Source organism: Vibrio sp. 10N.261.54.A5, assembly GCF_041471145.1.
GTDB classification, from domain to species: Bacteria; Pseudomonadota; Gammaproteobacteria; order Enterobacterales; family Vibrionaceae; genus Vibrio; species Vibrio crassostreae_C.
Genome location: NZ_JBFRNU010000046.1, coordinates 1 through 14,907, shown reverse-complemented (window position 1 = coordinate 14,907; position 14,907 = coordinate 1). Strand labels below are relative to the sequence as shown.

The window sequence follows — 14,907 nt, the reverse complement described above, 5'->3', positions numbered from 1 at the left end:
CAAGAGACACCAAGCTGATGATTACTCCGCTTGGTGGATACTCTCTTGAATCGTCAAACGTACTTCAGGGTAAAGCATTGAGTAGAGAAGCTTAGCGAATTGCTGAGTCTTGTCTAAATCACAGTTACCATCGTTATCCAGATATTGCTGTTGTTTCAGAGTTGCGAACATCGACGCAAACACGCCTTTATCGAAGAACTCTGGTGCATTGATGCCTTGCAGACGACCAAGTCGCTGTGCAATGTCTTGGCTCTTCTGTTCAAGATCGGATTTATCCAGATCAGGGTTCTCTGCTAACAGGTTCAAAGCAATAGAGTAGCGTTGTAGCGTTTCTGAAATCGTACGACCTAACAGCATCAGTGCTTGGCTGTTTGATTGGTTGATGGTGACTTCATTATCAGAAACCACAAGCATACCTTGGTTAACCAGCTCTTCAATGATGTTAGAAACCACGCCTTCAAGCTTGTCTTCGTCGTAGCTTAGGAACAGCTCTTTCTTCAAGAACGGGTAGATAGCAGCAACGTTCTCTTGGATCGCGTCAATTGATAAACCGCGTTGACGAATAGTCATCTGTGCAATTAACGATGGCAGAGCAAACAAGTGAATGATGTTGTTTCGGTAGTAGGTCATCAGAATTGACTGGTGACGGTCTAGCGAAATGATGTCGCCCATTGAGTCTGATTCAATCAAGAACTTGTTCAGTGATTCAGCATGTTTTACTAAATCTTCAGCGCTGTCTTTTGGCACAGTGAACGTTGCCGAATATGGAACATTCTTAAGCAGAGACAGGTAGCAATTAATCTGAGAAACCAAAGAGTCACGAGACAATGCGCGCTGTCTTGAAGCCAATAGTGCCGTTGCACAAAGGGTCAGGGCATTGGTCGCTGCCGCATCGTTAATGTGCGTCATCATTTTGGTCGCCAAGTCATTAACCACCGGGTTCATCCATTGTGGTTTGCTAGTGCCCATTGGGTCGATGTCTTTGGTCCACTCAGGTGAGTGTTCATTCAGGTATTGGTTCAGTTGAATTGGCTCACCGAAGTTCACGTAGCCTTTACCAAAGTTACGCAGCTTACGAATGGTACGAATCACTAAGCTCGCGTTTTCTTTCTCTTTACGCTTACCACGAAGTTCTTTTGCGTAAGTCGCCACTTCCATCACGTGCTCGTAGCCGATGTACACAGGAACCAAAGTCACCGGGCGATTCATGCCGCGCAGCATCGCTTGAATAGTCATCGCCAACATGCCGGTCTTCGCTTGCAATAAACGACCTGTACGAGAACGCCCACCTTCACTGAAGTACTCTACTGAGTAACCTTTAGCGAACAACTCCGCTAGGTATTCACGGAAAATCGTCGAGTACAGCTTGTTGCCTTTGAAGCTACGACGAATAAAGAACGCACCACCATGACGGAAAATAGGACCGGCAGGGAAGAAGTTCAGGTTGATACCCGCAGCGATGTGCGGCGGCACCATGCCTTCATGATAAAGCACATAAGAAAGCAGTAAGTAGTCCATGTGGCTACGGTGACAAGGCACGTAAACAATCTCGTGACCATCTTGAGCCAACTTACGAACCGTTGAAGCGTTGCTGATATGCAGGCCTTGGTACAACTTATTCCACAGCCAACCAAGAATCTTCTCACCACGCTTGATCAGCGAGTAAGAGAAGTTCGCAGCAATCTCGTCCATAATGTCTTGAGCTTCTTTGCTCGCTTTCTCGATCGAGATGTTCTTTGCTTGTGCTTCGTCTTCAATCGCTTTTTTGATCGCTTCTGATTTTAACAGGCGATCAAACAGAGCTTGGCGGCTTGGCAGGTTAGGGCCTGATGCTGCAAGCTTTTGGCGAGAGAAGTGAATACGTGCCACGCGCGCCAGTTTGTGCGCGATGGTGCTGTCGGTGCCGTGTGAGTTGGCCATGTAACGCAGAGAAACCACAGGACTAAAGCGAACCAAGCAGTCACGACCGGCTAGCAATACCGCTTTTGATTTCTCTAAGCCGTTCATTGCCTGTAGGTAAGGCTTCTGGTTATTCTCTTTACCAGGTTTGCGCCCCCACAAAACGGTAGCAGGGATAACTTGAACATCGAGTTCAGAGTCGTCGGCGTGCAGTGAAAGCAATTCAGAGAACACTTCAATTGAAGAGCTTGGTACATAATCATCGTCTTGCAGCAGAGTTTTGCGAGAAGAGATGAAAACGTAGCGTTGCAGTGATTTGCCGTTGATTTCAAGCTTGCTCAACGGATCAGGTAGGCCTAATTCAAGTGCATGTTTTTGCAATGTAAGAATGTCGACACTTGAGCGAAACGGTAAGGCGTATACAATCGGTTTGCTCAAATCAATGTTCAAATCCTCAACAGGGTTTGAAGGAATTGATGTGCCCTTTACCAATACGGATAAAGGTAGCTTCATTAATGAACGTGAAAAAGATTGTCCAGAAGACATATAGGTTCACTGCCTCAATAGTTATTTCAATGTGCTGAAGCGTATCTCTATTTCTCTGATAAAAAGGATAAATCCTATGAGTGAAATAGGGATAAGCCTAGGCGTAAATTTAATCGATGCAAGAATACCAGAAACTGGTCTAACCTTTTAATGGAAATAGTCATATTGCCGTTAAGTTTGTGGAAAATCATTCATCGACTGATTGAGTATAGGGTTAAAAATGACCAAAAAATCAAACACCGGATTCAAACGCATCATCAAAGCAGCAGGCTTTTCATGGCAAGGCATTACGAGTTCGTTTAAAAATGAGGCTGCATTTCGACAGGAAGTGTTCATGGCGGTCGTGCTTATTCCGTTGGCATTTTACCTAGATGTAAGCCAAGTTGAACGAATCTTAATGATCTCATCGGTGGTATTGGTGATGGTTGTCGAGCTAATCAATACCGCGATTGAAGCGGTTGTCGACCGAATCGGCAGTGAACATCATGAGCTTTCTGGGATGGCTAAAGATGTCGGTTCGGCAGCAGTTTTCATCTGTTTGGCACTCGCAGGTTATGTGTGGCTAGAGATCCTGTTTTTGTAATTTGCTAAAAATGAACTAAAAACAACCAATTGCTTTGCTTTTGTTCAGTTACTGGATATACTCACAGTCAACTGTATAAAAAGACAGGTGAATCATGAAGCCGTTAACGCCCCGCCAGCAACAAGTCTTTGACCTTATCAAAGGTAAGATCGAAGATTCCGGTATGCCACCGACACGTGCAGAAATCGCGCGTGAACTAGGCTTCCGTTCTGCTAATGCTGCAGAAGAACATTTGAAAGCTCTTGCTCGTAAAGAAGCGATTGAGATTATCCCGGGTGCGTCTCGCGGTATTCGTATTTTGCTTGAAGATGCAGCAAACGAAGAGCAAGGTTTACCATTAATCGGTCAGGTTGCCGCTGGTGAGCCTATCTTGGCTCAAGAGCATGTAGAAATGCATTACCAAGTTGATCCAGGCATGTTTAAACCACAAGCTGACTTCTTACTTCGTGTAAATGGCGAAAGTATGAAAGACATCGGTATTATGGATGGTGATTTATTAGCTGTTCATAAAACACAAGATGTACGCGATGGTCAGGTTGTAGTGGCTCGTGTCGATGATGATGTAACGGTAAAACGCCTAGAACGTAAAGGTTCAACGGTTCTGTTACATGCTGAAAATGAAGAGTTTTCTCCAATCCATGTCGATCTAGAATCTCAACACTTGTCTATTGAAGGGCTTGCGGTTGGTATTATTCGCAACACCGACTGGATGTAGTCAGTACAAACAGCTTATTGATATTTATTCTCAATAACTTGTCATTATAATTGATATTCATTATCATCTTCTTTGTCGAGATACACGGAAGATGATGATGCCAAACCCAACCAAACCTCAAATGAAGCCGCTTACTCGTAAGCCGCGCTCCTCTGTTCAAAAGGCTTCTTCTGAACAAGGGTCTGCACATCAAGAATTCCAAGTTCCGACCAACCTCGTTCAACATCTTTGGTTTCGTAGTCGTGAAAGCCTAGCCGATGATGGTCTCGTTTATGACCCCATCGCAGCTCAAGCCTGCAAGCGTTGCCAGCTCGCACCTGAATGTCTTACTGGCGAGCTAGACCAACAACAACTTCTCTACGCAACACTGACTCAACTTTGTGACTCTCAAGTTCAGCAATTTCTATCTCACAACCCAGATGCTTGGATCATCAATGTTGGAGCAGGGCTCGATACCCGCTTCTACCGTTTAGATAATGGACGCTGCCATTGGGTTGAGCTGGATGTCACGGAAAACCTTGTGTGGCGCCAACGTCTGTTCCACAAAAATGAACGCTATCGTTTGGAGTGTGGTTCTGTCGATGACCTGACTTGGTTGGATGAACTCAATATTCCAGAACAAGCCTCGGTGATGGTGGTGTGTGAACATGCTCTGCTGGATTGCAATGAACAGCAGACGGCGAACTTCATTCAGTCTTTGAGTCGCTACTTTACTCATGCACATGCGTGTTTAGTCTTAGCTGGAGATAAAAGCTCAAGTACGTTGGGGCAAAAACTTGGTTCAGGAAAGTATGCGCATGGCCTATCTTCTCCAATAGACAGTGTTCTCAATTGGTTGCCATGGGCACAATGGGTAAAAGCGTTTTCTCCACTAGACCAAAAATGCAACCGTTGGAAATTGTGGCAGCGACTTCTTTGTAAGATCTCTCAGGTCAAAAAGCGTTTAACGCCGCAGTTAGTGCTCGTTAAGTGGTAATCCTAGGTGTTTTGTATTTCGAGTAACTGAGTACATAGCCGGTATAAGTAAAATTCCACAACATAGTGAAAGCCCACCCACTAGGTTAAACTATCGCCTCTAATCTAAGAGGTGATCGTGAAGTTATTTAATCCCCAAACTATTTTTCAAGCGCTATCCAATCAGGCGATGCATAAAAAAGTGCTGTTGCTCGCGATCCCGATGGTTCTCTCTAATATTACTGTTCCACTGTTGGGCTTAGTCGATGCGGCGGTTATCGGTCACCTAGAGCACTCTTGGTATTTAGGTGGTGTGGCGCTGGGCGGCACAATGATCAGCGTGACCTTTTGGTTGCTTGGTTTCCTGCGTATGTCGACAACAGGGCTAGCTGCACAATCTTATGGTGCGAATGATGGCAAGCAACTAGGCTTAGTTTTTGTGCAAGGCGTGACCATGGCCTTAGGGTTTGCTGGTGTCTTTTTACTTTTACACAGTTTAGTCGCCGATTTAGTTTTCTCATTGAGTAGCGCCAGTGATCAAGTTAAGCACTATGGTCAGCAATATTTCTCAATCCGCGCTTGGAGTGCACCTGCCGCGCTGACTAACTTTGTGATTCTAGGTTGGCTGCTCGGGACTCAAAACGCCAAAGTGCCAATGTGGATGGTGATCATCACCAATATCACCAATATCGTTTTGGATATCGTTTTTGTTATCGGCTTAGGGTGGCAAGTGGAAGGTGCTGCATTGGCATCTGTAATGGCTGATTATGCCGGTCTAACATTTGGCCTAATTTGTGTTTACCGAATCTGGGCGAAGAAGCAGTTACCATCGCCATGGGATCTGCTTAAGAAAACCAGCCAAGGTTTGAGTCGTTTCGTGAAATTGAATCGCGATATCTTTCTTCGTTCATTATGCCTACAAGCGACTTTCACTTTCATGACCTTCCAAGGTGCAAGCTTTGGCGATGATGTTGTTGCGGCCAATGCCGTGTTGATGAGTTTCTTGATGATCATCTCTTATGGGATGGATGGCTTTGCCTACGCAATGGAAGCGATGGTCGGTAAGGCGATAGGCGCGAAAGACAAAGATGAGCTGAACCAGTCATTGATTGGAACTTTCTTCTGGAGCTTCAATATTTGTTTGGTACTGACCATAGTGTTCGCACTCGTTGGCTCGAGCTTAATCAATATGATCACCACAATCCCAGACGTGAAGAGTCAAGCCGAGGTGTATTTACCGTGGTTAATCGCAATGCCATTGGTGTCTATGTGGTGCTTCTTGTTGGATGGTATTTTTGTTGGAGCAACCAAGGGCAAGGATATGCGCAATAGTATGTTTGTTGCGACCTGTAGTTTCTTCGCGATTTTCTATTTAGCATCAGGTTTAGAGAACCATGCACTGTGGTTAGCGATGCTGAGCTTTATGGCAATGCGCGGAATTGGTCTTGGTGTGTTGTTTGTTTCTCAGTGGAAGAAAGGGGAGTTTCTCGCTTAGCTCTGAGGGCTCTGTTTGTGGAGAGTAAATGAGGCTGTAAGGTAAAGGGGTATTTAGAACATCATGATCTAATTACTATCAATGCCTTAATATTCAGTGTTTTAAATAAAAACAGCAAGCGCGTGGCTTGCTGTTTATGTATTTGGCCTATGGGTGGTCAAATACTCCTATTGGTTCTTTATCTAGAATAAACGGTTAAGCCCGTTGAGTGCTGCAACACGATAAGCTTCCGCCATCGTTGGATAGTTAAAGGTTGTATTCACAAAGTACTCGATGGTATTTGCTTCACCTTTCTGTTCCATGATCGCTTGTCCGATATGGATGATTTCAGCGGCACGCTCACCAAACACGTGGATACCTAAAATCTCTTTGGTTTCGCGATGGAACAGAATCTTCAAGCTACCAATGTCTTTACCCGCAATTTGAGCACGAGCTAGGTGTTTGAATGAAGAACGTCCTACTTCATACGGTACTTTAGCTGCGGTAAGTTCTTGCTCGGTTTTACCAACAGAACTGATCTCCGGGATGGTGTAGATGCCGGTTGGAATGTCTTCGATAAGGTGGCGTTCAGCTTCACCTTTCACAATTGCTTGAGCCACAAATCGACCTTGGTCATAAGCCGCGCTTGCTAGGCTAGGGTAGCCAATCACATCACCGACAGCGTAAACATGGTCAACATTGGTTTGGTAATTGGTATTTACTGAGACTTGCCCACGCGAGTCCGCTTCTAAGCCAACAGCACCAAGGTTCAGTTTATCGGTATTACCCGTTCGGCCATTGGCATACAGTAGGCAATCAGCGCGCATCTTTTTACCTGACTCTAGGTGAATGATCACGCCATCATCAGTGCCTTCAATTTTCTCAAAGGTTTCATCGTTGCGAATCACGACACCGCTGTTCCAGAAGTGATAAGAAAGTGCATCTGAGGTTTCATTGTCTAGGAATGACAACAGACGGTCACGAGTATTGATAAGATCGGTTTTTACACCCAAACCGCGGAAAATCGACGCGTATTCACAACCAATAACGCCAGCACCATAGATGATGATGTGTTGCGGGTCGTGTTTAAGAGAAAGAATCGAGTCACTGTCGTAGATACGTTCATGCAGGAAGTCGACGTTATCTGGTTGGTAAGGGCGAGAGCCTGTCGCGATAACAAATTTGTCTGCACTGTAATGTTCTTCAGTGCCATCGCTTTGCATTACCGAGACAGTGTTGGTATCGATAAAACGTGCAGTACCAAAGACCAACGTGCACTGGTTGCGGTCGTAGAAGCCTTGGCGTAATCGAGTCTGCTTGTCGATAACCGATTTGGCATGCCCCAAAATGTTAGAAAACGTTGAGTGTATGCTTTTGTTGTTCTGACAAAACAGCGGATTACTGTTGAATTCGATAATACGACTTACGGCATGACGCAGTGCCTTTGAAGGAATGGTTCCCCAGTGAGTACAACCACCACCAACGCTGCTCTCTTTCTCAATGATTGCAACGTTCAACCCGGCTTTGGTTAATCCCATCGCTGCCCCTTCTCCTCCGGGGCCACTACCAATTACGATTACATCAAAGTGGTTGGAGTGCGGCATAGATATCTTCCTTGTTATATTTGAGTAACATTGCTTTAGCGAGATTTTAACTGATTCTGTTCTTGGGTACATGAAAAGGGCATCAGAGAGTCGGTGGGATCACGCAGTGTTATCGAAAAAATAATATTTGGTATGTCGTATGTCTCCAAATGACAGCGTGGATATTGAAATTTTTTCTTCGAACGTATTTACTTCGGTACGTGAACAAAGAGGTATGTTTAGTGTCTTATATAACCAGAGTGCCTTATATAAATAAGTGATTCGCGTTATATTGAATAGAGTATTAGACATGCCTGTTTAGGCTGTAAAAGAAGAAATTGATAAAGTATGAAACCAATGGGCATTCGCGCACAGCAAAAAGAAAAAACTCGTCGCAGCTTAATCGATGCAGCATTTAGCCAACTCAGCGCCGATCGTAGTTTTTCCAATCTAAGCTTGAGAGAAGTCGCTCGTGAGGCTGGAATAGCACCGACTTCCTTTTATCGTCACTTCAAAGACATGGATGAGCTTGGCTTAACCATGGTTGATGAAGGTGGCTTACTGCTGCGCCAGTTAATGCGTCAAGCTAGGCAACGCATAGTAAAAGAAGGCAGTGTGATTCGTACATCGGTTGAAACCTTTATGGAATTCATTGAAAGCAGCCCTAACGTATTCAGACTGTTATTGCGAGAGCGCTCAGGAACTTCATTTGAGTTTCGTGCAGCGGTAGCTCGTGAGATACAGCACTTCTCTGCTGAGTTAACCGAATATTTGATAACGACTGGCATGACACGAGACGAAGCTTTTACTCAAGCTGAAGCCTCCGTTATCTTGGTCTTCAACTCAGGGGCAGAAGCATTAGATTTAGATCGACGTCAGCGAGATGAACTGGCTGAACGCTTGATCATGCAATTGCGAATGATGGCCAAAGGGGCTTTTTGGTATCGTAAAGAACGTGAACGTAACCGATTAAAAGGCGGGATTGAATAATGTCGAATGAAAATAATACTGTAAACCGTGGTTCAGAAAGAAAGACACTCGTACTTGCTGTTATTGCCGGTGTGTGTGGTGATGCTCTGTTATCTTGGGTAACAATGAGCGAAGTGGGCTTCTCTATTTTCCCACTGATTGCTTTAGTCTTGGCTGTACAAGCACTTTACCAAGAGTACCTAACTAACCCAGTATCTGAAGATATTCCACTAGTAGGTTTGGCTTGTTTCTTTGTAGGTGCATTTGGCCACTCGGCTTTTGTGAAGGCACAACACCCTGATGCTGGCTCAAACTTCTTTGCGATTATTGTCGCGATGTTGCTTCTTGCATGGGTAGGTAAGAAACTCGGCTTTATCGGCAAAACTGCTTAAGCTGATTTAGAAATTAAAAAAACGAGCCAATGGGCTCGTTTTTTTGTATCTGCTGTTTGGCTTAGACCTGAAAGCGATACTTACGCTTTACGCTCTAGGAATACGCCAGCTTCCATGTGGTGCGTGTAAGGGAACTGGTCAAACAGAGCAAAACGAGTGATGTCGTGCGTTTCGCTTAGGATGTCTAGGTTCTCTTTCAATGTTTCAGGGTTACAAGAGATGTACATGATACGCTCGTAGCCTTGAACCATCTTACAAGTATCAACATCCATACCTGAACGCGGTGGATCAACAAAGATAGTGTTGCAGTTGTAGCTCTTAAGATCGATGTTCGCTTGCTGTAGACGACGGAACTCACGCTTGCCTTCCATTGCTACAGTAAAATCTTCTGCAGACATACGGATGATCTGAACATTTTCAATGTTGTTCGCAGCGATGTTGTATTGCGCAGATTCTACTGACGGTTTCGCCAGTTCAGTTGCCAGTACACGCTCGAAGTTTTGTGCTAGCGCTAATGAGAAGTTACCGTTACCACAGTAAAGCTCAAGTAAGTCGCCTTTGCTGTCTTGAGTACAATCGACAGCCCATTCCAACATTTTCTCTGCCACTTTGCCGTTGGGTTGAGTAAAGCTGTTCTCTACTTGTTGGTAGATGTAGCTATCACCATTCACATCTAGCTTTTCAATTACGTAGTCGCGGTCCAGTACGATTTTCATCTTACGCGCACGGCCAATCAGGTTTAGGTTAAAACCTTCATCGTTTAATTGCTGCTTAAGTGCTTTAGCATCTTGAATCCACTGTTCACCTAATTGACGGTGGTAAAGCAATGACACCAAAATTTCGCCGCTTAACGTAGAAAGGAAGTCTACTTGGAATAGCTTGTGGCGCAGAGAGTGGTTGTCCTTCATTGCATCTGTTAATAGAGGCATTAGGTCATTGATAAGACGGCTAGCTGCAGGGAACTGGTCTACGCGGTATTTTTCTTTAGTCTCTTGATTGAACATGACGTAATACATATCGTCACCTTCATGCCACACGCGGAACTCAGCACGCATGCGGTAGTGTTGTTCTGGAGATTCATACACTTCCAGTTCAGGCACATCATATTCTGAGAACATTTCTGTAAGACGCTCTGTCTTTTCTGCCAGTTGTTCTTGGTAGCGTTGCGGGTTTACATCTAAATTCGCCATGGTTATGCCTTTTGCTGTCGTGCTTTTAAATCAAGAGCGCAGATTTTATTCAATCACAGGCGCTTGTCCAGTGTTGAGCGCCATTCAATGTAAATCGACCATGAAAACTATAGCTTATAACTATCTTAGACTAGACAAATGATTCAGAGGTCAATACTATCTCCGGCAAGCTGGTGCCATTTAGATGTATAGATGGCTGAAGAGGGAATCTGGTGTGAATCCAGAACTGACGCGCAGCGGTAAAAGAGAACGAGTATTCATCAGACACTGCAAATAGCTTTTTGTGGGAAGTCGAATATCAGGTAACCATAAGGTTGTGCTCTTGAGTCCGAATACCTGCCAGCGGCTAAACCATGACATGTGGTTTGGTAGGAATTTACGCGATTTAGGATCACAACATGAACAAATCCCTTTTAGCGGTTGCTGTAGCATCGCTGCTTTCACCTATCTCCAATTTACACGCCCAACAAGCATCTGCCGACGAAACCATGGTGGTTACGGCTAACCGTTTTGAGCAAAGCACGGAAAGTGTTGTCGCTCAAGTTGAAGTAGTAACACGCCAAGATATCGATCGAATTCAAGCTAAGTCTCTAACAGATGTGTTTAGACGATTGACGGGTATTCAGGTTTCACAAAATGGAGGCCGAGGACAGCAAGCTTCGATCTTTGTTCGTGGTGCTAACTCTGATCAAGTGCTTGTTCTCATTGATGGTATTCGTTTTGCGCGAGCTGCAAAGGGTGGTGTCGATTTTAGCCAGTTACCAATTACATTCGTTGACCGAGTGGAATACGTTCGAGGAGCTCGTGCCGCTATGTATGGCTCAGAAGCTATCGGCGGTGTTATCAACATTATTACTGTTGCAAACTCTGACAATGAAAAAACGGCAGTTAGTGCAGGTTTAGGAAGCTTAGATTACCAAGAGCTGAGCTTTGTTAGTGGTACTAAGGTCGGTGAAAATGGTCACTTGAACGTATCTGTTGGTTACGATTCCGATGAGGGATACAACGTTCATCCATTACCAGGTGTTAATGATGGTGATCGCCATGGTTTTGAATCACGCAATGCTCTAATTGGTTATGTTCATAATTTTGATCAGCAATGGAGTGGCTTCGCGAATTTCCGTATGTTTGAAACCATTTCTCAGTACGATGGTTCATTTGGTACAGACCATTCTTACAAAGAAGCTGAAGTTCAAAATTCGACCTTTGCTACTGGTGCTAAATATAGTGGCAGTGAACTTAAGTCTGATTTCTTAGTTAACTATCAGAATCAAGATAACTGGAACTACGAACAGTCTTTAGGCAAGAACTCAGCGTCAGCAACATCTGATGAGCTTGAACAGCTAAATGTTCAATGGGTGAATTCATACAAACTAACGTCGTCACTGACTCTTAGTGGTGGTGTAGATTGGCGTGATGAGGCTTATATTGTTAAGCCTTCGAATACTGAATACGACAGAACGAATGTTGCGTACTTCGCTGCATTAAACGCAGATGCGGATAAAGTGTTCGGAGAACTGAGTCTTCGTGTTGATGACAATGAGCAGTTTGGTACAGAAACTACTTACAACACAGGGTTAGGCTATCGTTATGCTGAGTGGCTTGTTGTAAAAGCAGCTTATGGCACATCCTTCAAAGCACCTAACTTGTATCAACTATATAGCTACTACGGTAATGCACAGTTAGAAGCTGAAAAGGCAGATTCATTTGAACTGACTTTTGGTGGCTTAATCAAGGATGTTGATTGGTCGATTACTGGCTATGACACGAACGTCGAAGACTTAATTGATTACAACTACGCGACAAGTAAGTACTACAATACCGATGGCGAAAGCCAATTACGTGGTGTGGAAATGGTCGTTGGATTTGATACTAGCTTTATTAACCACCAAGTGAGCGCTAATTTCCAAGACCCAGAAGATCAATCTGGTGAGCAACTGATACGCCGAGCTAAGAAGATTTACAAGTATAATGCAGTGGCTAGTTTCGATGATGTTGATGTTTCATTAGGTTTCCAATATGTAGGTGAGAGACCGGACTTCTCTGAAGATCTCGCAGCGTATAGCTTGTTTGATGTTTCAGTGAACTACTATGCGAATGAAAACCTTACTTTAAATGGTCGAGTGGATAACTTAACTGACGAAGAGTACGAGACTGCTGGTGGATACCCATCACCAGAGCGTACATATTACGTGAATGCTACTTACCAATTCTAATTATCACCTAAACCGCCTTCGGGCGGTTTTTTCTTATTGGGTATATCAATGAACATTTCGATTTACCGTAAGAAAAGCTTGCACATAATGGTAAAGACTCTACATTAACCCTAGAACGTCTACTTGAAAGCACCGAGTATGAAGTTGTTGCTCTCTATACTACGTATGTTGGTGATGAGGTTCCTTTCCAAGTCACGTCAATCGAGGTTGTCGGAATGCAGGCAACATTGTTCGGCTTGCCATTAATAACGATTGAGCTGCCGGAAGTCTTCCCAAGTAACGAGATCTATCAAAGTACGATTGTTACGGCGCTTAAAGGATCGGGTTTATCTATTGATGCCGTGGCATTCGGCGATATGTTTTGCAATGGTATTGCTGACTACCGAAGAAGTTATATAGAACCTGCGGGCTGGGAGTGTGTATTTCCTCTACTGGGAGAGAGTAGCCAAACTCTGGCTCAAGAAATCATAAATAGAGGAATCGAAACCTTTCTCGTCACAGTTGATAGCGATGCATTAGACATGAGCTATTGCGGGAAAGAATACACGCCTGAACTAATAGACAGTTTGCCAAGTCACGTCGACCCATGTGGAGAAGATGGTGAGTTCCATACCTTAGTCACGTCAGCGCCATGCTTTAAAGGTAAGCTTAAGATAGAGCTAGAAAATGTAGAGCAGGGTGAGCGCTTTGGGCATCAACGCTACCGAGCTTGCATTATATAGAGTGATGATTGGCGAAAACTAAGTGAAGGGGTATCATTGCTGCGGAACTTCTTACAGGTAATGGTTGTGTCGAAAAGCATACAAAAAAACATATTGGTCTTTGATTCTGGAGTTGGCGGCCTCTCTGTATATAAAGAGATAAGCCAGTTACTACCAAATCACAACTATATCTATGTATTCGATAACGAGGCTTACCCATATGGTGAGCTCGATCAGCAAGTCCTCATTCAGCGAGTCCAAAGTATCGTCGCCAGTTTTGTTGCGAGTCACGCTATTGATATTGTGGTGATAGCTTGTAATACGGCCAGTACGATAGTCCTGCCTGCACTTCGCGCTAATAACCTTATCCCTATTGTCGGTGTTGTCCCGGCAATCAAACCTGCCTCGTTACTGGCTAATAAAGCGGTTGGACTTATTGCAACCCCTGCGACGATTACTCGTGAATACACACACGAGCTCATCAAAAACTTCTCGAGTAATAAAAGAGTAGAGCTGTTGGGTTCTACTCGACTGGTGGATATGGCCGAAGATAAACTCAGAGGTGAGGAAATTAGCCTTGAAGAGTTACAGAAAATCCTTCAACCGATGATCAACACGATTGATGTGGCTGTATTAGGATGTACTCATTTCCCATTGATCAAATCTGAGATTCAACAAGTACTAGGTGAAAGTGTAGTGCTGATAGATTCTGGTAAAGCGATTGCGAAGCGAGTTCAAGATTTATTGGATTTGGAAAGTGGTAATAAAGAAGGGGGAGTGCGCGAGGTTTTTTGTAGTGCACTTCCTAAGAAAGAAAGTGCACTAAATAGCATGTTAAAGCAGTTAGGATTTAGCTCAGTTCAGCTTCGTCCGTTTCTGGATGTTTAGGATCATTTGCAACTCGCACTTTTAAAGTTCGTTGCATGTAATCTTTATCGTTAAGTTCTGAAATAGCATGATTTACATCATTGCTAGCCATTACGACAAATCCAAAGCCTCTTCTTTTACCAGTACGTTTGTCTTTCATTAAGCGTACTGCAAATACTTCACCATACTCTGAGAATAATTCACGTACGTGTGATTCATTCGCTTTGTATGGAAGGTTACCTACATAAAGTGTTTTTGTTGATGCCTTAGGTTCTGAATCTGATTTTGAGTCGGTGCTTGAAAAGTTAACAACAAAAGCGGAAGCCAAGACACCAAGGATAAAGGTAATTGCAGGCGATATATCTACCTGAGAGAAAACAATGCCACCTAGAACAGCTAGTGCGACAATTAACAACATCGATTTTTTTGAGTTCATATCGGAATACTACATATTAATAAACGAAATAGACGCATCTACTCTTAACAAAATAGATACATGAATCTTACGTTCATGGTTTCCATTTTGCCAATGTATTGCTGTGATACGTCTCAAATGTTTAGTTTTTATTCGAAAAATGCGGATCTGGTGGCTTTTTAGGCGAACAAAACTTTTATTTCAAAAAGCCCTTGTGCTCCATCTCAATCTCTCTATAATGCCGCCTCACCGACACGGAGTGAGACGAAAGTCACACAGCGAAATCGGTAGAGAAAAAGAGTTTGAAAATAACCCTTGACTCTCAAAGTGGTGCAGGTATAGTACGCACCCCTAGCGACTGAGATGTGAATCACAAAACGCTAGCGCTCTTTAACAATTTAAA

General features: G+C 43.9%; 12 protein-coding genes, 1 pseudogene and 1 riboswitch. Of the genes and pseudogenes, 9 read left to right on the top strand and 4 right to left on the bottom strand.

Annotated elements, in window-relative coordinates; all coding sequences use genetic code 11:
• Positions 1-21: 21 nt before the first annotated feature.
• Positions 22-2,445 carry a glycerol-3-phosphate 1-O-acyltransferase PlsB gene (gene plsB / locus AB4329_RS14560; protein ID WP_017071790.1) on the bottom strand — a complete coding sequence of 808 codons (2,424 nt, stop codon included), beginning with the start codon at positions 2,443-2,445 and terminating at the stop codon, positions 22-24.
• A 220-nt stretch (positions 2,446-2,665) separates the two neighbouring features.
• Between plsB and AB4329_RS14555 the strand changes: the two genes are divergently transcribed.
• The 4 genes from AB4329_RS14555 to dinF all read left to right on the top strand — a co-directional run bounded on the left by AB4329_RS14555 (position 2,666) and on the right by dinF (position 6,192).
• Positions 2,666-3,028 (top strand): diacylglycerol kinase, encoded by a 363-nt coding sequence (locus AB4329_RS14555; protein ID WP_017061045.1) that lies wholly within the window; start codon positions 2,666-2,668, stop codon positions 3,026-3,028.
• A gap of 94 nt (positions 3,029-3,122) precedes the next feature.
• On the top strand, positions 3,123-3,743 hold the full coding sequence (gene lexA / locus AB4329_RS14550) for a transcriptional repressor LexA (RefSeq protein WP_019820514.1): 621 nt from the start codon (positions 3,123-3,125) through the stop codon (positions 3,741-3,743).
• Positions 3,744-3,840: 97 nt separating this feature from the next.
• The gene (locus tag AB4329_RS14545) at positions 3,841-4,719 is read left to right on the top strand and encodes a class I SAM-dependent methyltransferase (protein ID WP_065584274.1); all 879 of its coding nucleotides are present in this window, start codon (positions 3,841-3,843) and stop codon (positions 4,717-4,719) included.
• A gap of 117 nt (positions 4,720-4,836) precedes the next feature.
• Positions 4,837-6,192: an MATE family efflux transporter DinF gene (gene dinF / locus AB4329_RS14540; RefSeq protein ID WP_372138626.1), complete on the top strand. Its 1,356-nt coding sequence runs from the start codon at positions 4,837-4,839 to the stop codon at positions 6,190-6,192.
• 182 nt (positions 6,193-6,374) lie between these two features.
• Here dinF and sthA read toward each other — a convergent pair whose 3' ends face one another.
• Positions 6,375-7,775, bottom strand: a complete 1,401-nt coding sequence (sthA, locus tag AB4329_RS14535; protein WP_017061048.1) for a Si-specific NAD(P)(+) transhydrogenase — start codon at positions 7,773-7,775, stop codon at positions 6,375-6,377.
• A gap of 327 nt (positions 7,776-8,102) precedes the next feature.
• Between sthA and fabR the strand changes: the two genes are divergently transcribed.
• Together fabR and AB4329_RS14525 are read left to right on the top strand one after the other, a co-directional pair.
• On the top strand, positions 8,103-8,744 hold the full coding sequence (gene fabR / locus AB4329_RS14530) for an HTH-type transcriptional repressor FabR (RefSeq protein ID WP_010438693.1): 642 nt from the start codon (positions 8,103-8,105) through the stop codon (positions 8,742-8,744).
• Entirely contained in the window at positions 8,744-9,115 is a 372-nt protein-coding gene (locus AB4329_RS14525; protein WP_017061049.1) for a YijD family membrane protein, read from the top strand. Before fabR ends, AB4329_RS14525 begins: the two co-directional genes overlap by 1 nt.
• Before the next feature lie 80 nt (positions 9,116-9,195).
• Here the strand turns inward: AB4329_RS14525 and trmA are convergent, their stop codons facing one another.
• Positions 9,196-10,305, bottom strand: a complete 1,110-nt coding sequence (gene trmA / locus AB4329_RS14520; protein ID WP_017061050.1) for a tRNA (uridine(54)-C5)-methyltransferase TrmA — start codon at positions 10,303-10,305, stop codon at positions 9,196-9,198.
• A gap of 154 nt (positions 10,306-10,459) precedes the next feature.
• Positions 10,460-10,664: riboswitch (cobalamin riboswitch) on the top strand.
• A 39-nt stretch (positions 10,665-10,703) separates the two neighbouring features.
• Here trmA and btuB point away from each other — a divergent pair.
• The 3 genes and pseudogenes from btuB (at position 10,704) to murI (ending at position 14,110) form a co-directional block, all read left to right on the top strand.
• Positions 10,704-12,521: a TonB-dependent vitamin B12 receptor gene (gene btuB / locus AB4329_RS14515; RefSeq protein ID WP_372138624.1), complete on the top strand. Its 1,818-nt coding sequence runs from the start codon at positions 10,704-10,706 to the stop codon at positions 12,519-12,521.
• An 86-nt stretch (positions 12,522-12,607) separates the two neighbouring features.
• Positions 12,608-13,243, top strand: a pseudogene (locus AB4329_RS14510) (ATPase); the annotation flags it as partial.
• A 60-nt stretch (positions 13,244-13,303) separates the two neighbouring features.
• Entirely contained in the window at positions 13,304-14,110 is an 807-nt protein-coding gene (gene murI, locus AB4329_RS14505; protein WP_372138636.1) for a glutamate racemase, read from the top strand.
• Here murI and AB4329_RS14500 read toward each other — a convergent pair.
• Positions 14,073-14,525: an RNA-binding protein gene (locus AB4329_RS14500; RefSeq protein WP_004736687.1), complete on the bottom strand. Its 453-nt coding sequence runs from the start codon at positions 14,523-14,525 to the stop codon at positions 14,073-14,075. The genes murI and AB4329_RS14500 overlap by 38 nt on opposite strands.
• Positions 14,526-14,907 lie beyond the last annotated feature (382 nt).